The sequence below is a fragment of the Oceanitalea stevensii genome, assembly GCF_014837105.1.
Classification (GTDB): Bacteria; Actinomycetota; Actinomycetes; order Actinomycetales; family Actinomycetaceae; genus Oceanitalea; species Oceanitalea stevensii.
The window spans coordinates 717,579-738,230 of sequence record NZ_JACSPO010000001.1; the positions used below are offsets into that span (position 1 = coordinate 717,579).

19 protein-coding genes are annotated in these 20,652 nt (G+C 74.4%); 10 read left to right on the forward strand and 9 right to left on the reverse strand.

Features of this window, described 5'->3' with window-relative positions:
• Nucleotides 1-19 precede the first annotated feature (19 nt).
• The 6 genes from H9624_RS03335 to H9624_RS03360 form a co-directional block, all read right to left on the reverse strand.
• Nucleotides 20-1,096 carry an aminoglycoside phosphotransferase family protein gene (locus H9624_RS03335; protein WP_251838470.1) on the reverse strand — a complete coding sequence of 359 codons (1,077 nt, stop codon included), beginning with the start codon at nt 1,094-1,096 and terminating at the stop codon, nt 20-22.
• Entirely contained in the window at nt 1,096-2,967 is a 1,872-nt protein-coding gene (locus tag H9624_RS03340; protein ID WP_251838471.1) for a S8 family serine peptidase, read from the reverse strand. The genes H9624_RS03335 and H9624_RS03340 overlap by 1 nt, the downstream gene beginning before the upstream one ends.
• Before the next feature lie 64 nt (nt 2,968-3,031).
• Nucleotides 3,032-3,856: an AfsR/SARP family transcriptional regulator gene (locus H9624_RS03345; protein WP_251838472.1), complete on the reverse strand. Its 825-nt coding sequence runs from the start codon at nt 3,854-3,856 to the stop codon at nt 3,032-3,034.
• Between the two features lie 123 nt (nt 3,857-3,979).
• Entirely contained in the window at nt 3,980-4,180 is a 201-nt protein-coding gene (locus H9624_RS03350; protein WP_251838473.1) for a hypothetical protein, read from the reverse strand.
• Between the two features lie 146 nt (nt 4,181-4,326).
• Nucleotides 4,327-4,788 carry a PH domain-containing protein gene (locus H9624_RS03355; RefSeq protein ID WP_251838474.1) on the reverse strand — a complete coding sequence of 154 codons (462 nt, stop codon included), beginning with the start codon at nt 4,786-4,788 and terminating at the stop codon, nt 4,327-4,329.
• Nucleotides 4,789-4,848: 60 nt separating this feature from the next.
• The gene (locus tag H9624_RS03360) at nt 4,849-5,844 is read right to left on the reverse strand and encodes a TIGR01777 family oxidoreductase (RefSeq protein ID WP_251838475.1); all 996 of its coding nucleotides are present in this window, start codon (nt 5,842-5,844) and stop codon (nt 4,849-4,851) included.
• A 104-nt stretch (nt 5,845-5,948) separates the two neighbouring features.
• On the opposite strand from H9624_RS03360, the gene H9624_RS03365 reads away from it, so the two are divergent.
• The 5 genes from H9624_RS03365 to betT all read left to right on the forward strand — a co-directional run bounded on the left by H9624_RS03365 (nt 5,949) and on the right by betT (nt 12,632).
• Complete coding sequence (locus H9624_RS03365) at nt 5,949-7,958, forward strand: HNH endonuclease signature motif containing protein (RefSeq protein ID WP_251838476.1); 2,010 nt, start codon at nt 5,949-5,951, stop codon at nt 7,956-7,958.
• A 102-nt stretch (nt 7,959-8,060) separates the two neighbouring features.
• The gene (locus H9624_RS03370) at nt 8,061-8,699 is read left to right on the forward strand and encodes a GyrI-like domain-containing protein (protein ID WP_251838477.1); all 639 of its coding nucleotides are present in this window, start codon (nt 8,061-8,063) and stop codon (nt 8,697-8,699) included.
• A gap of 193 nt (nt 8,700-8,892) precedes the next feature.
• On the forward strand, nt 8,893-9,306 hold the full coding sequence (locus tag H9624_RS03375; RefSeq protein WP_251838478.1) for a YccF domain-containing protein: 414 nt from the start codon (nt 8,893-8,895) through the stop codon (nt 9,304-9,306).
• A 3-nt stretch (nt 9,307-9,309) separates the two neighbouring features.
• Nucleotides 9,310-10,215 carry a Gfo/Idh/MocA family protein gene (locus H9624_RS03380; RefSeq protein WP_251838479.1) on the forward strand — a complete coding sequence of 302 codons (906 nt, stop codon included), beginning with the start codon at nt 9,310-9,312 and terminating at the stop codon, nt 10,213-10,215.
• A 161-nt stretch (nt 10,216-10,376) separates the two neighbouring features.
• The gene (betT, locus tag H9624_RS03385; protein WP_251838480.1) at nt 10,377-12,632 is read left to right on the forward strand and encodes a choline BCCT transporter BetT; all 2,256 of its coding nucleotides are present in this window, start codon (nt 10,377-10,379) and stop codon (nt 12,630-12,632) included.
• Between the two features lie 26 nt (nt 12,633-12,658).
• Here betT and H9624_RS03390 read toward each other — a convergent pair whose 3' ends face one another.
• Both H9624_RS03390 and H9624_RS03395 read right to left on the reverse strand, forming a co-directional pair.
• The gene (locus tag H9624_RS03390) at nt 12,659-12,976 is read right to left on the reverse strand and encodes a hypothetical protein (protein WP_251838481.1); all 318 of its coding nucleotides are present in this window, start codon (nt 12,974-12,976) and stop codon (nt 12,659-12,661) included.
• A gap of 166 nt (nt 12,977-13,142) precedes the next feature.
• Nucleotides 13,143-14,435, reverse strand: coding sequence for an endo-1,4-beta-xylanase (locus tag H9624_RS03395; RefSeq protein WP_251838482.1), 1,293 nt, complete (start codon nt 14,433-14,435; stop codon nt 13,143-13,145).
• A 99-nt stretch (nt 14,436-14,534) separates the two neighbouring features.
• On the opposite strand from H9624_RS03395, the gene H9624_RS03400 reads away from it, so the two are divergent.
• Nucleotides 14,535-15,116, forward strand: a complete 582-nt coding sequence (locus H9624_RS03400) for a GNAT family N-acetyltransferase (protein ID WP_251838483.1) — start codon at nt 14,535-14,537, stop codon at nt 15,114-15,116.
• Here the strand turns inward: H9624_RS03400 and H9624_RS03405 are convergent.
• A complete protein-coding gene (locus H9624_RS03405) occupies nt 15,113-15,841 on the reverse strand; it encodes a competence/damage-inducible protein A (protein ID WP_251838484.1) in 729 nt (242 codons plus the stop codon). The two genes, H9624_RS03400 and H9624_RS03405, sit on opposite strands and share 4 nt — an antisense overlap.
• Before the next feature lie 150 nt (nt 15,842-15,991).
• Between H9624_RS03405 and H9624_RS03410 the strand changes: the two genes are divergently transcribed.
• The 4 genes from H9624_RS03410 to rlmC all read left to right on the forward strand — a co-directional run bounded on the left by H9624_RS03410 (nt 15,992) and on the right by rlmC (nt 20,601).
• Nucleotides 15,992-16,696 (forward strand): LamB/YcsF family protein, encoded by a 705-nt coding sequence (locus H9624_RS03410; protein ID WP_251838987.1) that lies wholly within the window; start codon nt 15,992-15,994, stop codon nt 16,694-16,696.
• On the forward strand, nt 16,693-18,309 hold the full coding sequence (locus tag H9624_RS03415; protein ID WP_251838485.1) for a 5-oxoprolinase subunit B/C family protein: 1,617 nt from the start codon (nt 16,693-16,695) through the stop codon (nt 18,307-18,309). Before H9624_RS03410 ends, H9624_RS03415 begins: the two co-directional genes overlap by 4 nt.
• A 43-nt stretch (nt 18,310-18,352) precedes the next feature.
• On the forward strand, nt 18,353-19,297 hold the full coding sequence (locus H9624_RS03420; protein WP_251838486.1) for a hypothetical protein: 945 nt from the start codon (nt 18,353-18,355) through the stop codon (nt 19,295-19,297).
• A gap of 179 nt (nt 19,298-19,476) precedes the next feature.
• On the forward strand, nt 19,477-20,601 hold the full coding sequence (gene rlmC, locus H9624_RS03425) for a 23S rRNA (uracil(747)-C(5))-methyltransferase RlmC (RefSeq protein WP_251838487.1): 1,125 nt from the start codon (nt 19,477-19,479) through the stop codon (nt 20,599-20,601).
• The last annotated feature ends 51 nt before the right edge of the window (nt 20,602-20,652 follow it).

A 20,652-nucleotide genomic window follows, 5' to 3' on the forward strand; every position in this document is an offset into this window, starting at 1 on the left:
GCCGTCGTCGCAGGGCGCGTCATCGTGGTGCCAGGGCCGACGCGACGGAGTCCTTGACGTCCGCCTCGTGCGCGCACACCCACCGCGCGGCGTCGAGGAGGTGGCCGACGACGGGGTAGCCGGCGTCGCCCGCCGCACCGGCGCACTCGATCGCCAGCTGCACCGTGCGTGCGACGAGGCACAGCGTGACGCGGCTGGCGAGGTCGGCGTCGGTCGGGGTGCCGGTCTCGTCCGGTGTGCGGGTCGTCGCAGGCCCGAGGGCCCAGGGCGCGCCGTCGGCGTACGCCTGGAGCAGCGCCCCCTGCGAGGCGTCGACCACCGGCGACGGCGTCGACCCGGTGAGCCGGACGTGGAGCGCGAGCGTGTCGGCCAGCGCCGACCCCACGTCCCACGCCGGGTCGCCGCGGCCCGACAGCTCCCAGTCGAACAGGGTGGTCCGCGGCCCGGGTGCCACGGCGACGTTGTCCCACTTGAGGTCGGCGTGAACGAGGCACGCGGGGCTCATCGCGTCCGCGGCTCGGGCCAGGGCGGAACCGAGGGCGGCGTCGGCGACGACGGCGGTCCCGGCGGCCCGCAGCGCCGCGGACGTCTCGCCGGCGAACCACTCCTCGGGCCGTGTCCGCGGCAGGTGCACGACGCCGACGGCGGCCCGGCCGAGGAGCGGGACCTGCCTCGTGGCGGTGTGCAGCAGCGCCAGGGCGCGGCCCAGGGACGCCGCCACGGGGGGTGAGGGGAATCCCGGCTCCAGGCACCGGCTCGTGAAGAGGTGCTCCGCGGGCGCGGCGACGAGCGCGAGCACCTGTGCCCTCTCGTCGAGGTGCACCACCCGGGGGACCACCTCGTCCAGGCCTGGTACCCACGTCGTGAGGCGGTAGAGGTAGAGCTCGGCCGCCAGCGTCCGCCCGCTGTCGCGGGTGCGCTCGGACGTGGTCTTGACGACGTACGTGGCGCCGTCGGGCAGGGTGACGTGGCTGACGCGGTGGGAGCTGGACCGGTCCCACACGGGCGTCCCGGCGGGGACGGACAGGCCCGCCGCCGCCAGCACGTCGAGCGCTGACGGCGGCGGCGCCACGGCTGCCTGGGCGGGGGCACTCATCAGTAGGTGGTCCCGTAGGGGTCGAAGCCATAGGGGTCGTAGTCCGACCAGCCCGGACCGTTCCCGGGCCCGTGCTCCGGTCCGCCGGGACCCCCGAAGGTGGGGCAGCCGGCCAGGCTCGGACACCCGGCGAGGCTGGGGCAGACACCCTGCGAGGGGCAGATCGCGCGGGACTGGCAGATGACGTCCGTGGGACAGATGGGTCTGCTCGGGCAGGCGACCTCGGTGACGACGTTGCACAGCGGCGTCGCCGTGGGGCACCGGTCGATCACGCTGGGACAGGCGGTGATCGGTCGCGAGACGCACCCGGTCACGAGCTGCGACGGACACTGGATCACGACCGACGGGCAGGACAGGACCGGCCGGCTCGGGCACCGGATGGCGACCGACGGGCAGGACAGGGAGGCGGTCGGACAGCGCACCACGACGGACGGGCAGGCGGTGATCAGGGTGGGCCGCGGGGGGAGCGCGGCGCGGACCGCGGCATCGGCCTGGACGAGGCCGTGCCCGTACTGGTTGTTCGGGACCGGGTCGCCCGGGTTGTCACGCAGCGGCCGGGCGGTCGTGCGGATGATGTTCCCGACCTCGGCCGCGGTGAGCGCCGCGTTGCGCGACAGGATGAGCGCGGCGACGCCGGCGACGTGCGGCGAGGCCATCGAGGTGCCGTTGCTCGTCGCGTAGGTGTTGTCCCAGTACGTGCTGCGGATCCCCGTGCCGGGTGCGGCGACGTCGACGTGCGGTCCGGTGTTGGAGGCCTGCGTGGCGCTCCAGACGGAGCGGGCATCGCTCTGGTCGGTCGCCGCGACGGCGATGACGTCGGGGTAGGCGGCGGGGAAGTGCGGGGCGGCGGAGTTGTCGTTGCCCATCGCCGCCACCACGACGACGTTGCGGCTGACGGCGTAGGCGATGGCCTCGCGCTCGACCGTCGTGTCGGTGTACCCGCCGAGGCTGAGGTTGATGACGCGGGCGCCGTGGTCCGCGGCCCAGCGGACGGCCGCCGCGGTGGCCGCCGTGGAGCCCATGCCGCTGACCCGGCCGGTGGCCGTCTCGCGGACCCGGGCCAGGCTGCGCAGCGGCATGAGGCGCACGTTCCACGCCACGCCCGCCACCCCGACGGCGTTGTTGCTGAGCGCGCAGATGGTCCCGGCGACGTGGGTCCCGTGGCCCACCTCGTCCTGGGCGTCGTTGTCCACCCCGGTGAAGTCGCCCTCGAAGACCCACCCCGGCCGGGGGACGGTCCCGGCGGGGAAGTCGATGAAGTCACGACCGCCCACGAGCAGCGGGGCGAGGTCTGGGTGGTTGAGGTCGACGCCGGAGTCGATGACCGCGACGATGACCGACGGGTCGCCGGTGACCACGTCCCAGGCGGCCTCGCAGCCGATCCGCGTGAGCCCCCACTGGCTCGCGTACTGGGGGTCGTTGGGGACGGCGTCGGCCTCCCGCCACCGGTTGGGCTCGGCCCAGGCGACCGAGGTCAGCCCGCCGAGCCGCTCCGCCGCCTCGACGGGGGAGGTGTCGGCGCCGAACCGGACGAGGAGGGTCGTGTCCAGACCGAGGTCGTCGGCCATGGCGATGCCGGCCACCACCTCCGTCGGTCCGGGGGCGTAGACCCGCGCCACGGAGGAGATGCCGAGGTCGCTGAGGGCCTCGGCGAGCGGCCCGCTCTCGCCGAGGGCGCTCGCGTCCGCGCCCGCCGCACCCCGCAGCGGCATGGTGGGGATGCTGAGCAGCTCGGCGGCGGCATCCACCTGCAGGGCGACGACGATCTCGCCGGGGATGACGTCGTCGTCCTCGGGCCCGATGATGGTCGGCGGCCCTCCCGGTGGCGTGGGCGGTTCGTGGTGCACGAGGTCTGAGATACGGCGCCGCATGCGAGGTCACCCTCCTTGGTGGGGTCGGATGCTGGCAGCATGCTCGGCCGGTGTCACCGCACCGTCACGCGACCGCGCCCGTCCGGCTCGGTTGCGCGGCGCCCACCGGAGCACCCCGGACGTGTGACGGCGACATCGTCGAGCCGGCGTCCTCGTCAGCCGCGACGACGAGGCGCGTCAGTCCAGGGCTGGGTTCGACGCCCAGCTCACGGCGCACGAGCTGCCGGTAGGACGCGTAGAGGCGCCGCGCCTCGACGACGTTGTTCTCAGCGAGGTGGGCCTCGATGAGGACCCGTTGCGCGCTCTCCCGGAGCGGCTCGACACCCACCGCGTCGATCGCCGCCTCGACGGCCTCCGCACACCTGCCGAGGACGACGAGCTCCCGGCTCAGCTGCTCCAGGGCGTGCAGCAGGCGCTGGCGTACCCGCTCGCGCTCAAAGCCCACCCAGTCGTCGTACCACCCGGGGAGGAGGTCGAGGGCGTGGACGTCCCACGGGGGCAGGTGGAGGTCCGCTGGCGTCGCGTAGCCCGAGACGAGGCGCGTCGCCCAGTCGTTGACGGTCGCGACGTCGGAGGTGGTGCCCGGCCGCAGCCACAGGGACCACTTGTCCGCCTCGACGAGGTCGATCCCCGCTCGCCTCAGCCGCCACAGCGCGGAACGGAGGTTGCCGGCTGCTCGTTCATCGTCCCCGTACGGCCACAGCGACCCCGCGACGTAGCGCCGGTCCAGGCGTCCGGCGTGCAGCGCGACGAAGACGAGGAGCCGCTTGCTGCCTTCGGGCACCTCGATGTGCCGGCCCGCCGCGATGACGTAGGGACCGCAGAAGAGGCACAGCTCACCCGGTACCGGACCCGTGGTCCTGCTCGGAGAGGGTGCATGCTCGCTCATGGTCGGGGCCTCGCTCGTCGACGGTCCCGACCGTAGGCTCCCGGGCGTCACTGGAGCGTTACTGCCGCCGTCGCGCGAGGGCACCGAGGTCCTGCCGACGTCCGCCCGTGAGGGCCTGAGCGCTCACCCGTCCTCGGCGACGTCCTCCAGGAAGGCCTCCACGAGCCGGACCACGTCGTGGGGCGCCAGGGTCACAGTCTTGCGGGGCGGCGTGCTCGAGCTCAGGTCCCCGAGGATCGAGACGGTGAACAGCTGGCGCCCCGGGGCCTGCTGCTCCGCACGGATGACGCACATCGCCGCGTGCCGTGCGTCCTCGCGGCTCACCAAGCGGGTTCGCCCGCCTCGACCGCGGCCGCACGGGCCGGTGCGGCGCGGCGACGCCGGTCGCCGGTCCCGAGGCTGGTGTGCGCCGCCGGCCCGGTGGGTGGGCGCTGGAGAGGACCCATGGGGGACATGGTCCGCCCGTGCCGTCACGGTGCCGTTCCGCCTGGCGTGGCGGCGTGCCAGCGCCGCAGGACGTCGAGGTGCTCGGTGGACCTGGGGAGGCGCACCGCCTCGCCGTCGTGCCGGACCAGCTCGACGAACGTCTCGCCCCACTTCGCCACGGAGCGGATCTCGGAGATCTCCTGCCAGCGGTAGGTGCGCCGGCGCAGCTCCTGGTGGTGGACACCGACGACGTCGACGACGACTCGGGGGCGCAGCTCGTAGAGCGCCTGGAGGGTGAAAGTGCCCACGAGGACGATCCGGACCACGGTGAGGACACGGTCACCTGCGGTGACGACGTCGCCGGTACTCAGGTCGAGCACGACGAGCGCGGCGTTCGCGACGGCCAGGACGGCGGCGAACACCCCGAGCCACCGGCGACCCACGAACCAGGACTCCTCCGGGGGGAGGTGAGCGTCGTTCCGCTCCTCCTCCGGCGCTGGTCCCATCCCGCCAGCATGGCAGGCGCTGACGGCGTGGGACGGCCGATCCGCCGTCGTCGTCGCGGGTCAGCCCAGGCGCCGACGGCCACCGCCGCGTCGCTGCTCGCGTGCCCGCACCACGAGGTCCGGTGCCGCCGACTCCCACGTCGGGTGGCGGAAGGTGAACCCTGCGTCGGCGAGGCGACCCGGGACCACGCGCCGGCTCTTGAGGAGCAGCTCGGTGTCGGTCCGCAGCGCGAAGGCACCGACCTCGGCCATGAGCCGGGTGGCCGGGAGCGCCACCGGCTGCCCCCACGCGCGCCGCAGCACGCGCATGAAATCGCGCTGCTGGACCGGCTCGGGGGCGGCGAGGTTGACCGGGCCCTCGACGTCGTCGCGCTCGAGCAGGAGCTCGACGGCGCGGACGAAGTCCTCCTCGTGGATCCACGAGACGTACTGCCGCCCGCCGTCGACGGCGCCGCCCAGCCCGAGCCGGGCCATCCAGGACATGTAGTCGAAGACGCCGCCGCGGTCCGGCGTCATGACCATCGCGGTCCGCAGGGCCACGCACCGTGTGCGGGGCGTGTCGGCCTCCGCCTGCGTCTCCTCCCAGCGCCGCGCGATGCGCACGCTGTACTCCCAGTAGAGGGGGACGTCGGGCTCCTCGCCGCCGACGACGCCGGTGCTCTCGTCGTGGGGGAGGTGGTCCGGGCGGCTGCGCGCGTCGGCGTAGATGGTCGCGGTGCTCATCTGCAGCCACACGCTCGGCGGGCGCTCGGCCTGGGCGATCGCCTCACCGACGACGCGCGTCGAGTCGACGCGTGAGGACATCATCTGGCGCAGGTTGGCGTCGGTGTACCGGCAGCTGACCGACCGGCCGGCGAGGTTGACGACGGCGTCGGCACCGTCGATCTCGTCCGCCCACCCGCCGAGGGTGCGTCCGTCCCACACGACGTGCCGGACGCCCTTCTCGAGCCGCTCCGGCCGGCGGCTGAGGACGACGACGTCGTCGCCCCTCGCCGCCAGTGCCCGCCGCAGTGCGCCACCGACCTGGCCGGTTCCTCCCGGGATCACGATCTTCACGGCGTCGAGCGTAGCGGCCGACGGCGAACCGTTCCGGACGTCGTCCACACCTCTTGCACGCTCGAACATGTGTTCGATATCATGGTCGAAGGGAGGGGCCAGCGATGACACTGAGCGAGCGGGAGGACGTCGACCCGGACGGCGACGCGCCGGAGGCCGAGGCGCGGGTGGCGGACCTCCTGAGCGGGCTCGCCCCCGGCTCGCCGCTGCGCTCCGCCGACCTCCTCCCGCCCACCGAGCACGATCCGCTCGTGCACGCCGAGTTCGCCAGCTTCCGGCTCCCGAAGTACGCGGACGCGGAGCCGGCTGACTGGGCACGGCAGATGGTCGCCGAGCTCGTCCCCGTCCCGCAGGCGCTGGGGGACTACCTCGAGCACCTGCCGCCCGGGCCACGGCTGGCGCAGCTCCTCGACGTCATCGAGACCGCCGACGGCGTCGACGACTACTCCCTCGTCGAGGTGGTCGCCGCCTACCGGCGGATGGAGTCGTGGGCGGCTGCACGCACCGCACGCGCGGCCGCGGCCCTCAGCAGGCGGCCCGCGCTCAACCCCACGTGGCCCGGGAAGGTGGCCGGCCGGGACCGTGGCGAGTGCGTCGTCGGTGAGGAGCTCGCCATGCGCCTGCGGACGAGCCGCCAGAGTGCGATGCGGATCGTCTCGAACGGGCGCGGGTTCGAGGGGCTCTTCCACCTCACCGGTGAGGCGCTGGAGGACGGGCAGATCGACTGGCCGCGCGCGCAGGCGATCGTCAGGGCGCTCGAGGACCTTCCCTCCGACGTCGCCATGGCGGCCCAGTGGGAGGTGATCGACAAGGCTCCCGGCCGCACGCTCCGCCAGGTGCAGAACGATCTCTCGCGGGCCGTCATCGCGGTGGATCCCGACCACGCGGACGAGAGGCACCGCCGGGCGAGGCAGCGGCGCTGCGTGTCCCGGCCTCAGCCGCTGCCCGACGGCATGGCGAGGGTGTCGGCAACGGTGCCGGCCGCCGACGCCATCGCCTTCGACCTCGCCCTGGACTCCGCGGCCCGGTCCGCCAAGCACCGGGGGGACAAGCGCACGCTCGACCAGCTCCGCGCCGACGCGTTCGCGCTCATGGCGCACACCGCCCTCGCCTGCGGCCACGTCGGCCCGGACGCTCTCCTGCGGGTGTGCGGCTGCGGCGTCATCGCCGAGCCGCCTGACGGCTCCGTGCCGTCCGTGCCTCCACCGGACGCTCCACCACCCGATGTTCCAGGCGCCGCCCTTCGACCAGGGGCTCCGCCGCACGAGCCGGACACCCCGGCACCGGCCCGCCTCGCCAAGTCCCCGACCACGTCCTGCCCGCCGTACCCGGGGCACCGGCTCCCCGGCGGACTCCTGCCCACGATCCGACTGGGCACGCTGGGCGGCAGCAGGGTCGACGTGCGGCTCACCGTCCCGCTCGGCGCCTACCTGCCTGCGCCGGGGGAGCAGAGCCCTCTCGAGCGGATCACCGAGCCCGTGGCCGAGCTCGAGGGGTACGGTCCCGTGCCACCGGTCATCGCCCGGGCGTTGGCGGCCGGCGGGGTGTGGCGCAGGCTCGTCACCGATCCCGCGACCGAGCAGGTCATCGACGTCGGGCGTACCCGCTACCAGCCGCCGGCCGCGATCGCCGAGCTCGCCCGCGAGCGCGACCGCACCTGCGCCCGCCCCGGCTGCCTGTACCCGGCACGGCACAGCGAGCTCGACCACGAGCACGAGTGGCAGCACGGCGGCGTCACCTCCGTGGAGAACACCGACCCCGAGTGCGGACGGGACCACGTCGTCAAGACCATCGGTGCCTACACCGTCGCCCACGGCTCCGACCGGACCTACGCCTGGGCCGGTCCCGTCGGCCACGGCTACCTCCGCCGCCCCGACGGCACGATCGTCACGATGCCGCGTCGTACCGTCGCGGAGCTGCGGGAGCTGGGGCGGCAGTCGGTCAGGCAGCGCCGGGCGATCGACCCCGCGTTCGTCGACGGCGTGCTCGCCGAGATCTCCGCCGGCACCGACGTCGGTGGCAGCTGGGCACCGCCAGGAGGACTCCGGGCGGCCCCGCCGTGGCCCGGGGCCGACGGACCGTCGTGGGCAGCCGACGACGAGCCCCCGTTCTGACGGGCACCGCGCCGAGACGGCACGAGCAGCCCCGCGCCCTGGCGAAGCCACCCGCCGCCTGGCACCATCTGTGCACCACTGGAACGACCCGAGAGGCCGGCGATGGCTGAGTCGACGCCAGGAGCGAGCAAGACGGACCTCAAGAAGACCTTCGACGGCTACCAGGCCAGGCGTGGGGAGTTCCGGGTCCTCGAGCTCCCTGAGCTCCGCTACCTCATGCTCGACGGCCACGGCGACCCGAACACCGCGCCGGCCTTCACCGCCGCCGTCGAGACCCTCTACCCGGTGGCGTACGCGCTGAAGCTCGCGAGCAAGGAGCAGCTCGGCCGCGACTACGTCGTCCCGCCGCTCGAGGGGCTGTGGTGGGCGAGCGACATGGACGCCTTCACCTCCGCCCGCGACAAGTCCCAGTGGGACTGGACGCTCCTGCTCCTCGTCCCGGACTGGGTCCCCACCTCCCTCGCCCACGACACCGTCGAGCACGTGCGCACCACCAAGCGGCCCGCCCTCATCGACGAGCTGCGCGTCGCGCCGCTCGCGGAGGGCACCTGCGTCCAGACCCTCCACGTCGGCTCCTTCGACGAGGAGACCCCCGTTCTCGACCGCCTCCACCGCGAGATCCTGCCCGAACGCGGCCTGCGCCCCACCGGCACCCACCACGAGATCTACCTCAGCGACATGCGCCGGGTCGCGCCCGAGCGGCAGCGCACCATCCTGCGCCAACCGGTCGCCCCCGCCTGACGCACCACCGCCCGCACCCGCGACCGCCCACACAACGCGTGGTGGGGCGGTGGTCCATCGGTCGCCCCCGCCTGAGGCACCACCGCCCGCACCCGCGACCGGCCCGCACCGCGCGTGGTGGGGCGGCGGTCCGCTGACAGGCGAGGGTTCGGTTGGGGTGATCGGCCGCCCGCCCCCCGACTACCGTGTCCCCATGCGCACCATCGGCAACGTCCTGTGGCTCCTCCTCGCCGGCTGGTGGCTCGCGCTGCTCTACGTCGTCGCCGGCGTCGTCGCCTGCATCCTCATCATCACCATCCCCTTCGGCATCGCCTCCTTCCGGCTGGCGAGCTTCGTCCTGTGGCCCTTCGGCCGCCGGTCGGTCTTCCGGCGCGACGCCGGCGCGCTGGCCCTTATCGGCAACGTCCTGTGGATCCTTCTGCTCGGCTGGGAGCTTGCCGTCGCCCACCTCCTCGCCGGTCTCTTCCTCTGCGTCACGGTCGTCGGCATCCCCTTCGGCATCGCGTGCTGGAAGATGGTGCCCCTCGCGCTCCTCCCGCTCGGCCAGCAGATCGTCCCCGTCCGCGACAGCTCGGCGACGCTCGCGGCGCCCGTCGGGAGGGCCTGACCGGTGCGCGTCGCCGTCGTCGGCCTCGGGGACATCGCGGCCAAGGCCTACCTGCCCGTCCTCACCGCCACCCCGAGCCTCACCCCGGTGCTCGTCTCCCGGCGCCGCGAGACGGTCGACGCCGTCGGTGAGCGCTACCGCGTCGCGGACCGCTTCACCGACCTCGACGCCGCGATCGCCTCCGGCCTGGACGCCGCCACCGTCCACGCCCCGACCGACACGCACGCGCAGATCGTCGAGATACTGCTGCGCCACGACGTGCCCGTCCTCGTCGACAAGCCCATCGCCCCGCACCTCGAGACCTCCGCCCGCCTCGTCGCACTCGCCGCCGAGCGCGGAGTCTCCCTCGCCGTCGGCTTCAACCGCCGCTGGGCCCCCGCCTACCGCGCCCTCGCCGACTGGCCCGACCGCGACGTCGTCACCCTCCACAAGCACCGCTCCCACCCGCTCGGCGAGGCACGGCCCATGGTCCTGGACGACTTCATCCACGTCCTCGACACCCTCCGCTTCCTCGTCCCGTCCTCGCTCGAGGACCTCATCGTCTCCGTCCGCCACGACGACGCCGGTCGCACCCGCCGTCTGGCGGTCCAGTTCACCGGGGAGGGCCGCCTCGCCGCGGGCGTCATGAGCTGGACCTCGGGCGGCGCCCACGAGCTGCTCGACGTCGTCGGCGACGGCCGTCGGCGGCAGGTCACCGACCTCGCCGACGTCGTCGACCACGACGGCGGGGAGCGGCTGGTGCGCCGCGACGGCTGGCGTCCGGCCACCGAGCTGCGCGGCTTCGACGCCATGTGCGCCGACTTCCTCGACGCCGTCCGCGAGGGCCGGCGGATCGACGCCGGCGACGCGCTCGTCACCCACGAGCTGTGCGAGCGGGTCGTCGCCGCAGCGGCCGCGCCGCCGGCCTGACCGGCACGGCACCCCCTCGGGAACCCCCGAGATACCGGCGTTCCCTCCGCACGTGACCCAGGGCACCCGTTTCGACCTCCTCGCCCGACGATGAGACCTTGAGGTGCGCGGGCACGGCCCCGCGCGGATCATATGCCGAGTCTGAGGAGGATGAGCCGGGGATGGCAGAGGACGAGTCGAGGCCCGCCGGGTCCGCGATCGACCGCGGTCGGTTCGGTGCCGTCGAGCGACGCCGTCCACACCCCGACGACGACCCCAACCGCGCCCCCAGGTCCAGCGCCGAGCTGAGCAAGGGCCCCACCGAGCTCGCCGAGAACCGCGGCGCCCGCGTCAACTGGCGCGTCTTCATCATCTCGGCCGGCGTCATCGTCGCCTTCTCGCTGTGGGCGATGCTCGCGCCGACGCACGCGGCCGACGTCATGTACGACGCCGTCGTCACGCTGGCCACCAACCTCGGCTGGTTCTACGTCGTCACGATCGTCGTCGTCATCCTCTTCGTGCTGTGGGTCGCCCTGTCCAAGGAGGGCCAGGTGCGGCTGGGGCCGGACCACTCCCGGCCGCAGTACAAGCTCTTCACCTGGGTCGCCATGCTCTTCGGCGCCGGGGTGGGCATCGACATGCTCTTCTACTCCGTCACCGGACCCATCGCGCAGTTCATGATGCCGCCCTCCGTGGACCCGCAGTCCGCCGAGGCCGCCCAGGACGCCGTCGTGTGGACGATGTTCCACTACGGCATCTCCGGCTGGTCGATGTACGCCCTGCTCGGCATGGCGATGGGCTACTTCGCCTACCGGTGGGGGATGCCCCTGTCGATCCGCGCGGCCCTCTACCCGCTCCTCGGGCGCCGCGTCCGCGGCACCACCGGCGACGTCATCGACATCTTCGCCCTCATCGGCACGGTGTTCGGCGTCGCGACCTCGATGGGGATCGGCGTCGTCCTCCTCAACGTCGGCTTCTCCCGGATCTTCGGGCTGCCCGAGGGGCTGGGCCTGCAGGTCGCGCTCGTCCTCGTCGCCGTCGTCATGACCGTGGCGGGCTGCCTGTCCGGCGTCGACCGCGGGATCCGGGTCGTCTCCGAGCTCAACCTGTGGATCGCGGCCGCGATGATGCTCTACATCCTCGTCACCGGCCAGACCGCCTTCCTCATCAACGCGCTCGTCACCAACATCGGCCGCTTCGTCAACACCCTCCCCGCGCGCACCCTGGAGACCTTCGCCTACGAGCCCGACGGCGCGGCGTGGATGGGCGGCTGGACCCTCTTCTTCTGGGCGTTCTGGCTCGCCTGGGGGCCCTTCGTCGGCCTCTTCCTCGCCCGCATCTCCCGCGGCCGCACGCTGCGCGAGTTCGTCATCGCCGCCATCACCGCCCCGGTGCTGTGCGACTTCTTCATCGTCTCGATCTTCGGCAACTCGGCCCTCTCGGTCGTCATGGACGGCGACATGGAGTTCGCCCAGCTCGCCATCGACAGCCCCGAGCAGGGCTGGTACGCCCTGCTCGACATGTTCCCCGGCGCCGCCTTCCTCATCGGCCTCGCGACGCTGTCCGGGATGCTCTTCTACCTCACCAGCGCCAACTCCGGCGCGATGGTCATGGCGAACTTCTCCTCGACCATCCCGGACCCGGCCCAGGACGGCGCGAAGTGGCTACGCATCTTCTGGGCGCTGCTCACCGCGCTGCTCACCGTGGCCATGCTCGTCGCCGGCGGGGTGACGACGATGGAGTACGCGACGCTCATCTTCGCCTTCCCCGTGACGATCATCGCCTACCTCGTCATGGCGTCCTTCTCCAAGGTGCTGCGCATGGAGCGCGCCGAGCGGGAGGGCCACGTCGTGCGGCGCCGCGCCGCCGCCGCGCACGGCGGACAGACGCCCGAGAAGACCTGGCGCCAGCGCCTCGCCCAGCTGCGCTCCTACCCCTCGAGGAAGGCGGCCGCGCAGTTCATGGAGAGGGTCGTCCAGCCAGCCCTGTCCGCCGTCGCCGCCGAGTTCCGTGAGCAGGGCTACGAGGCGACGCTCACGACGGTGCCCGGCTCCGACGTCGACGTCGACACGCACACGCTCGTCGTCGCCATGGGGGAGCAGCGCCACTTCCACTACGAGGCCGCCGCCGTCGAGGTCCCCGTGCCCCGCATCGGCGGGCGGCCGATGCCGCCGGGCGACGACGTCTACTACAAGGTCGAGGTCTTCACCCAGACCGGCAGCGAGGGCTACGACCTCATGGGCCTCACCCAGCAGCAGGTCATCAACGACGTCCTCGACCGCTACGAGGCGCACCTGTCCTTCCTCAGCTACACCAGCGAGCACGACTACGCCTCGGTCATCACGCCGGTCGTCACCGCCGGCGACGAGCCCGCGCTGCCCGCGGTCGCCGACGACGTCGAGCGCGTCGACGACGACGGCGACCGCCCGGCCCCGTAGCGCGGCTCACCGACCGGGACGCGGCCTCACAGCACCCAGCACAGCAGCGTCCCGGCGGCGCCCAGCCACACCCAGCCCGGCAGCCCGAGCGGCAGCTCCGGCTCCCGGCCGCTGAGCTCGCGCCACGCGCGGTGGACGAGCGGCCACGTGGCGGCGAAGAGCGCCCCGCCGAGCAGCGGGGCCCAGCCGGCGGCGACGAGCCGCACCACCCAGGTGAGCCCGAGCACCGCGGCGCCGGGCACGAGCGCCGCCACGACGACGAGCGTGAGCAGCATGGAGGGGACCTGCTGGCTCGGCGACGGGCCCTCGGTCTGCTCGGCGCGCAGGTCAGGGACGTTCGACATCCGGATCACTCCCTAGCAACCCAGGGGCGTGGCGAGAGCGTCGCCGACGCCCTCGTTCCGTTACGGATGGCCCCGGGGAGCAGCGCTCGACGGCCGGGACCACCCTCATGATGCCACCGGCTCGGCCGGTGTCCACGCAGCCCCGGGAACGCGGCGTGCCGTGTCGCTACCGGCGCAGCCGCACCTCCGCCGAGGACTGCCCGGCAGCGTCCAGCGCGAGGTCCGCGGCGGCGCCGTCGGCAGCCACCGAGTAGTCCCCGAGGAAGCCGGAGACCCGCACGCGGCCCTCGGCGTCGGTCCGCAGCGTCGTCGCCGGGAGCCACCACTCCTCCTTGACGAGCCGCCGCAGCGCCTCGTACGCGGGCTTGGGGCTGCCGTCGCGCCGGACCAGGCCCGCCGGGGCGCCGAGCCAGGCGCCGTCGTCGGTGAGGCCCCAGTAGGTGATGGCCTGGACCGAGGGGTGCGACAGGAGGGAGCGGTAGTGACGCACGATCTCCTCCGCCTGGCGCTCCTCACCGGCGGGCGTCGAGGGCCAGGAGGGCACCTGGTAGTCGTTGAGGTCGACGATCTCCGGGGGCATGAGGTCGCCGGAGAGGAGCGTCGTCTCGGTGAGGTGCAGCGGCAGGCCGAAGCGCGCGAAGCGGTCGACCATGGCGAGCATCTTCTCCTCGCCCCAGTAGCCCTGGTGCATGTGGGTCTGCAGCCCGAGGGCGTCGACCTGGATGCCCGCCTCGAGCACCGCCTCGACGAGGCGCTCGTAGTCGGCGGAGAGGTCGAAGTCGTTGAGCAGGAGCGTCGCGGACGGGTTGGTCGCGCGCGCCTCCTCGAAGGCGAGCCGCACCGTCGGCACGCGCCCCTGCTCACGGCACAGGCGCGTGATGGCGTTCTCGTGCTCCTCGTTGACGAAGTCCGGCATGATGACGACCTCGTTGATGGCGTCCCACGTGTCGATGACGCCGGCGAAGTCGCCGACCTCCCGCCGGATCCGGGCCCGCAGCACCTCGGCGACCTCCGCCGTCGGCAGCTCCCGCAACCAGTCCGGCGCGAGGGTGTGCCAGGCGAGCGGGTGGCCCTTGACCGTGACGCCCCGCTCCTGGAACCAGCGCGCCGTGCGGAGCAGGCGCTCGGTGTCCGGACGCCCGCGCTGGGGCTCGAAACCCGCCCAGTAGAAGGGCAGCGTCGCGGTGGTGAAGACGTCGAGCCACAGCGCCGCGAGGTGCTCGCCCTGGTCGGGCGCCGCCCCGCCGAAGACGCTCTCGACCGGTCCGGACGTCTCCCCGTTGGCGAGCGGGATGAGGTCGAAGCCGATGTTGCCGAAGGCGAAGCGGTGGCCGACCTGCGCGACGGTCACCTCGGTGTCCGCCAGCGGCGCGCCGTCCGCGCCGCGCACGGTGACGGTCGCGTGGGCCACGCGGTGGGCGAGGGAGGGGTCGACGGGGGAGGGGGCAGAGGGCGTCATCGGCGTCTTCCGGCTCGGGGGAGGGCTGGCTCGACGCTACCGTCCCGGGCGGCGCGGCGGGCCCTTCCGCGCGGGCCGCCGACCGCGCATGATGGCGCCATGGCGATCGAGGTACGCCCCGCCGTCGTCTTCGAGGACGTCGCGACCATGGTCGGCCCGAAGCGGCCGGACGCGAACGTGTGCTGGTGCCTGAGCTACCGGCTGCCGTCCAAGGAGCACCTGGCCCTGGGCGGTCCGGCCCGCGGGGAGCGGGTACGTCAGCTCGTCGCCGAGGACCCGCCGCCCGGGGTGCTCGCCTACGACGGCGACGACGTCGTCGGCTGGGCCGCCGTCCACCCGCGCGCGGATACGAGCTTCGCCCGCAACCGGCGGATCCCGCACGTCGACGACCTGCCCGTCTGGTCCCTGTGGTGCGTGCGGGTGCGCCCCGGCCACCGCGGGACGGGGATCGTCCACCACCTCGTCGCGGGCGCCGTCGAGCTCGCGCGGTCCTACGGCGCGCCCGCCGTCGAGGCCTACCCCGTGGACAACGACGGCGCGCGCGTGGACCTCACGATGGCCTACGTCGGCACCCGGGCCGTGTTCGAGCGCGCCGGGTTCGTCAAGGTCGCAGACACGAGGTCGGTGCTCAACGGGTTCCCGCGCGTCCTCATGCGCCGCGACCTGGGGGACGGGACCTAGCGGAGCGAGGCGCGCAGCTCCTCGAGCCGCAGGACGGCGTCCTCGAGCCGCGCCTCGTCGGTGCCCCTGACGACGATGTTCGTCCCGCGCAGCTGCCCCTCGGAGAAGGGGTAGGAGCCGAAGCCCACCTCCGGCATCTCCTCGACGAGCTGCCGCAGCCCGGTGGCGACGCGCCCCTCGCCGACCTCGAAGCGCACCTCGCGCGAGCGGACCGGCACCCCGGCGGCGAGGGTGGGCAGGAGGGCCTCGAGCATGGCGACGAAGATGCTCGGTACGCCGGCCAGGACGTGGACGTTGCCGATGGTGAAGCCGGGCGCCCCGGAGACACCGTTGACGATGAGGCTCGCGCCGTCGGGGATGCGGGCCATGCGCAGCTGGTCGGCCGTGGGGGTGGCACCCCGGCGGGCGAGCGCCTCCTCGAGGAGCGCCCGGGCGTCGGCGCGGACGTCGATGCCCACCCCGAAGGCGGCGGCGACGGCGTCGGCGGTGATGTCGTCGTGGGTGGGGCCGATCCCGCCGGAGGTGAAGACGTGGGTGTACCGCTCCCGCAGCGCGCCCAGCGCCTCGACGATGACGTCGTGGTCGTCGGGGACCACCCGGACCTCGGCGAGGTCGATGCCCACCCGCGTGAGCTCACTGGCGAGGTGGTAGGCGTTGGCCTCGCGGGTGCGGCCGGAGAGGATCTCGTCGCCGATGACGAGGATGGCGGCAGTGGGGTTCGACATGAGCACAGCGTGCCGCCGCCCCGGCCGCTCGCACAATCGGACGGGTGCGGCGGATACGCTGCCGCGCAGCGGAGACCGCCCGCCCGAAGGGAGCCCCCAGTGCCGATCGACCTCAACGCCGACGTCGGGGAGTCCTTCGGCGCGTGGACGATGGGCGACGACGCCGCGATCCTGCGCGTCGTCACGAGCGCCAACGTCGCCTGCGGCTTCCATGCCGGGGACCCGCGGACCGCCCGCCGCACCTGTGCCCTCGCCGCCGAGGCCGGCGTGGCCGTGGGCGCGCACGTGGCCTACCGCGACCTCGCCGGCTTCGGGCGGCGCTTCCTGGACGTCGACCCCGGCGAGCTGACCGACGAGGTCGTCTACCAGATCGGGGCGCTGCAGGCGCTGGCCGCCGCGGCCGGCACCGCGGTCCGCTACGTCAAGCCGCACGGCGCGCTCTACAACGCGATCGTCCACCACCGCGCGCAGGCCCGCGCCGTGGCGGCGGCCGTCCGTACCGTCGACCCCGGGCTGCCGATCCTCGTGCTGCCGGGCACCGTCATCGAGGAGGAGGCGCGCGCCGCCGGCCTGCGCCCGGTCGTCGAGGCCTTTGCCGACCGCGCCTACCTGCCCGACGGCACGCTCGTCCCGCGCTCGCGGCCGGGCGCCGTCGTCACCGACCCGCAGGAGGTGGCCGACCGGGTGGTCCGGATGGCGACCGAGGGCACCGTGACGGCCGTCGACGGCACGGCCGTGCGCGTCCGGGCGGAGAGCGTGTGCGTCCACGGCGACACCCCCGGCGCCGTGGCCCTCGCGACGGCGGTGCGCGAGGCCCTCGACGCCGCCGGCGTCCTGGTGGCCGGCTTCCGGTGACCGGCCGCGAGGTCCGCCCGGTGGGGGAGCGGGCGCTGCTCGTCGGCTGCGCCGACCTCGCCGAGGTGCTCGGTCTGCACGCCGTGCTCGCCGCCTCACCGCTGCCCGGCCAGGTCGAGGTGCTCGCGGCCGCACGCACCGTCCTCGTCCGCGTCACCGACCGGCCCGCCCGGGACCGGCTCGCGCCGCTGCTGCGCGAGCTCCAGGCGACGTCCGCACCCCCGGCGGCCGGGGACGTCGTCGTCATCGACACCGTGTACGACGGCGCGGACCTCGCCGCCGTGGCCGAGCACACCGGGCTCAGCGTCGAGGGGGTGGTCGCCGCCCACTCGGGGGAGGAGTGGACGGCCGCGTTCGGTGGCTTCGCGCCCGGCTTCGCCTACCTCGTGGGGCCGACGACGCTCACCGTGCCGCGGCGAGCCAGTCCGCGCACCGCGGTCCCGGCCGGGGCGGTCGCCCTCGCCGGCCACTTCTCCGCCGTCTACCCGCGCTCCTCGCCCGGTGGCTGGCAGCTCGTCGGCCGCACCGACGCGCCCATGTGGGACCTCGACCGGCAGCCGCCGGCGCTGCTGCGGCCCGGTGACCGGGTGCGGTTCCGCCCGGTGCGCGAGCGCGTCGCCGGACGCGGGGCCGAACCGGCGGTGGCCACCGCTGCCGGCGCGGGAAGCGGCGCGCACGCCGGCCCCGCCGCCACCGTGAGCACCGCAGGGCCCGCACCTACCTCCTCCCTCACCGTCGTGGCCACCGGTGCGCAGAGCCTCGTGCAGGACCTCGGACGTCCCGGCCTGCTCGACCTCGGTGTCACCCCCTCCGGCGCCGCGGACCGCGGCTCCGCACGCCAGGCCAACCGCCTCGTCGGCAACGACCGCGCCGCCGCCGTCGTCGAGACCGTCCTCGGCGGCCTCGAGCTGCGCGCCACCGGCCACCACGTCCTCGCCGTCTCCGGCGCCCCGGCGCCCCTCACGCTCCTGCACGACACTGAGGAGCTTGCCCACCCGCCGACCGACACGCCCTTCCTCCTGCCCGACGGGCACGTCCTGCGGCTGGGCCCGCCGGCGGTGGGCCTGCGTGCGTACGTCGCCGTCCGCGGCGGCCTCGCCGTGCCGCCCGTGCTCGGCAGCCGCTCCACCGACGTGCTCTCCGGCACCGGGCCGGCACCCCTCACCGCCGGCACCGTCCTGCCCGTGGGCCCGCCGCCCGGCCGCGCCGTCGGGCAGCCCGAGCCCGCCCGCGTGCGGGCAGCCGAGGAGCTGACCGTCGGCGTCGTCCTCGGACCGCGGGCCGACCGGGTGACGGCCGAGTCCCTCGGACGGCTGCTCGGCCAGGCGTGGACGGTCACCGACCGGTCCAACCGGGTGGGCCTGCGCCTCGACGGCGCACCGCTCGAGCGCGTGGACGAGGCCGAGCTGGAGAGCGAGGGCACCGTCGCCGGAGCGGTCCAGCTCCCCTCGGACGGGCGTCCCGTCGTGTTCCTCGCCGACCACCCGGTCACCGGCGGCTACCCCGTCCTCGCCGTCGTCCGGGACGCGGACCTCGACGTTCTGGCACAGGCCAGACCCGGGGACCGGCTACGCTTCCGAGACGCCACATCGCCTCGCGGGGACGCGACGTAGGTTGTGTGAGGACGCACCATCAACACGGGGGGTAGGACGCCGAATGGGCGACGCCGAGATGACCATCGACACCGACGAGCAGGAGCGCTCCGCGCCGACGTCGGTGCCCTCGCGCAAGGCCCCGGACCAGGCCACCCCCCTGCGCCGCGCGAGCAGCGACCCCACGCTGGGTGACGGCCGCAAGCCACCCACGACCCTGGGCTGGGCCCCCACCCCCACCCTCACCGACCGCCGGGTCCTCGACTCGCCCGCCTTCGTCGTCGTCGACGACGTCGCCAGCCGCGAGGCCGCGGGCGCGCGGGTGGCCGAGGGCCTCGAACGGCTGGGCCGCCCCGTCGAGCGCATCCCCGCCGACGGCACCGGCGTGCGCAACCGCCGCCAGTCCGGGCCCTTCCACCACCCGCTCGTCGTCCACGTCGGCTCGGCCAGCGCGGTGCGTGAGCCGTCCGCGGACACCGTCGCCCGCACGGTGAGCACCTACCGGCCCGCCGCGACGATCGTCTACGAGCCGGGCCTGCAGGGCGAGCTGCCCGGTCGGGAGGAGCTGCGAGCCCGCGTCGAGTCGATGGTCGCGCGCGCCGACGTCGTCATCGCGACCACCGCCGACCTCGAGCTGCTCTACCCCGGGGAGGCCCGCGAGAGCGTCCTGCGCCGGTGGGTCGGGGCAGGCCCGGGCATCGTCATCGTCTCCGCCGCCGGTGAGGGCGCGTGGGCGGCCAACGCCGTCGGCGTGACGGCCACCGTGCGCGGCCGCGGCGCGCCGGACGCGGGCAACGCCTTCGTCGCCGGCATCATCGACGGGCTGTGGAAGGGCGGGCTCCTCGGCGTCGCCAACCGCGCGGACCTGCGCACGCTCGTGTGGGGCTCGCTCCACGAGCTCGTCGAGCACGCCGTCGTCGCGGCCTCCGTCGCCGCCCGCTCCGACGGCCTCGGCCCCACCCGGGAGGAGCTCGACGCCGCCCGCGGCATCCCCCAGCTCGGCCGCTGAGCCCGGCCGCGGAGCCGCCCGGCGTGATGCGTCGCCCCTTCGGCTCGGGCCTGGGCGTCAGGAAGGGCGACGCCTGATCGGGAAGTGCGGCAGATGGCCGGGAGCCCCTGGCGGCCGGGTCCGAGGGTGACGGATCTCCTCTGCCGCCGCACCATCGCTGGCCGTACGCTGGACCGGCCATGCAGTGCTCCTACTTCGACGCCGCCCGCTGCGGCTCGTGCACCCTCATGGGACGCCCCTACGCCGAGCAGCTCGCCGGCAAGCAGGAGCACGTGCGCACGCTGCTGGCCGCGCACCGCGAGCTCGGCTGGCTCGAGCCGCTCGCCAGCGCGGAGGCCGGCTACCGGAACAAGGCGAAGATGGTCGTCGGGGGCAGCCTCACCGCCCCCACGCTCGGGATCCTCGACGCCGAGGGCCGCGGCACCGACCTGCGCGCCTGCGCCATCATCGCCCCGGGCATCCGCGCCGCCTTCGAGGCGCTCACCGGGTTCATCACGACGGCGGGCCTCACCCCCTACGACGTCCCCACCCGGCGCGGGGAGCTGAAGAACCTCGTGGTCACCGAGTCCCCGGACGGCGAGCTCATGGTGCGCTTCGTCCTGCGCTCCTCGGAGGCGCTGCCGAGGGTCCGCAAGCACCTTCCGGGCCTGCGTGCGGCGCTGCCGCGCCTCGCCGTCGTCTCCGTCAACCTCCTGCCCGAGCACAAGGCCGTGGTCGAGGGGGAGGAGGAGGTCGTCCTCACCGAGCAGCAGACCCTCACGATGCGCCTGGGGGAGGTCGACCTCCACCTGCGCCCGCAGGGCTTCTTCCAGACGAACACGGCCGTCGCCGCCGCCCTCTACGCGCAGGCGAGCCGGTGGGTGGAGGAGCTCGCGCCGTCGTCGGTGTGGGACCTGTACTGCGGGGTGGGCGGCTTCGCCCTCCACTGCGCGGCGCCCGGACGCGAGGTCGTGGGCATCGAGACGAGCGAGGCGGCCGTCGCCGCCGCCGAGCGCAGCCGGCTCGACGCCGGGCTCGAGTCCGTGCGCTTCCTCGCCGGGGACGCGACGGCCTTCGCGCTGTCCGCGCCGCAGGCCCCCGAGGTCGTCATCGTCAACCCGCCCCGTCGCGGCATCGGCGCCACCCTCGCCGGCTGGCTGGAGGACTCCGGGGTGCGCCACGTCCTCTACTCCAGCTGCAACGCGACCTCCCTCGCCCGTGACCTCGCCGCCATGCCCTCGCTCGTGCCCGTGCAGGGCCAGGTGCTCGACATGTTCCCCCAGACGCCCCATGCGGAGGTCCTCGTCCGGCTCGAGCGCCGCTGAGCCCTTCCCGCTGCCGCACGCCGCCCGCCGTGGCAGGCTCGTGGCCCACCG

Excerpts from the sequence above, each read along its gene's own strand:
- H9624_RS03335 (WP_251838470.1), bottom strand. The coding sequence starts at position 1,096 with ATGAGTGCCCCCGCCCAGGCAGCCGTGGCGCCGCCGCCGTCAGCGCTC.
- H9624_RS03340 (WP_251838471.1), bottom strand. The coding sequence starts at position 2,967 with ATGCGGCGCCGTATCTCAGACCTCGTGCACCACGAACCGCCCACGCCA.
- H9624_RS03345 (WP_251838472.1), bottom strand. The coding sequence starts at position 3,856 with ATGAGCGAGCATGCACCCTCTCCGAGCAGGACCACGGGTCCGGTACCG.
- H9624_RS03355 (WP_251838474.1), bottom strand. The coding sequence starts at position 4,788 with ATGGGACCAGCGCCGGAGGAGGAGCGGAACGACGCTCACCTCCCCCCG.
- H9624_RS03365 (WP_251838476.1), top strand. The coding sequence starts at position 5,949 with ATGACACTGAGCGAGCGGGAGGACGTCGACCCGGACGGCGACGCGCCG.
- H9624_RS03370 (WP_251838477.1), top strand. The coding sequence starts at position 8,061 with ATGGCTGAGTCGACGCCAGGAGCGAGCAAGACGGACCTCAAGAAGACC.
- H9624_RS03375 (WP_251838478.1), top strand. The coding sequence starts at position 8,893 with ATGCGCACCATCGGCAACGTCCTGTGGCTCCTCCTCGCCGGCTGGTGG.
- betT (WP_251838480.1), top strand. The coding sequence starts at position 10,377 with ATGGCAGAGGACGAGTCGAGGCCCGCCGGGTCCGCGATCGACCGCGGT.
- H9624_RS03390 (WP_251838481.1), bottom strand. The coding sequence starts at position 12,976 with ATGTCGAACGTCCCTGACCTGCGCGCCGAGCAGACCGAGGGCCCGTCG.
- H9624_RS03395 (WP_251838482.1), bottom strand. The coding sequence starts at position 14,435 with ATGACGCCCTCTGCCCCCTCCCCCGTCGACCCCTCCCTCGCCCACCGC.
- H9624_RS03400 (WP_251838483.1), top strand. The coding sequence starts at position 14,535 with ATGGCGATCGAGGTACGCCCCGCCGTCGTCTTCGAGGACGTCGCGACC.
- H9624_RS03405 (WP_251838484.1), bottom strand. The coding sequence starts at position 15,841 with ATGTCGAACCCCACTGCCGCCATCCTCGTCATCGGCGACGAGATCCTC.
- H9624_RS03410 (WP_251838987.1), top strand. The coding sequence starts at position 15,992 with ATGGGCGACGACGCCGCGATCCTGCGCGTCGTCACGAGCGCCAACGTC.
- H9624_RS03420 (WP_251838486.1), top strand. The coding sequence starts at position 18,353 with ATGGGCGACGCCGAGATGACCATCGACACCGACGAGCAGGAGCGCTCC.
- rlmC (WP_251838487.1), top strand. The coding sequence starts at position 19,477 with ATGCAGTGCTCCTACTTCGACGCCGCCCGCTGCGGCTCGTGCACCCTC.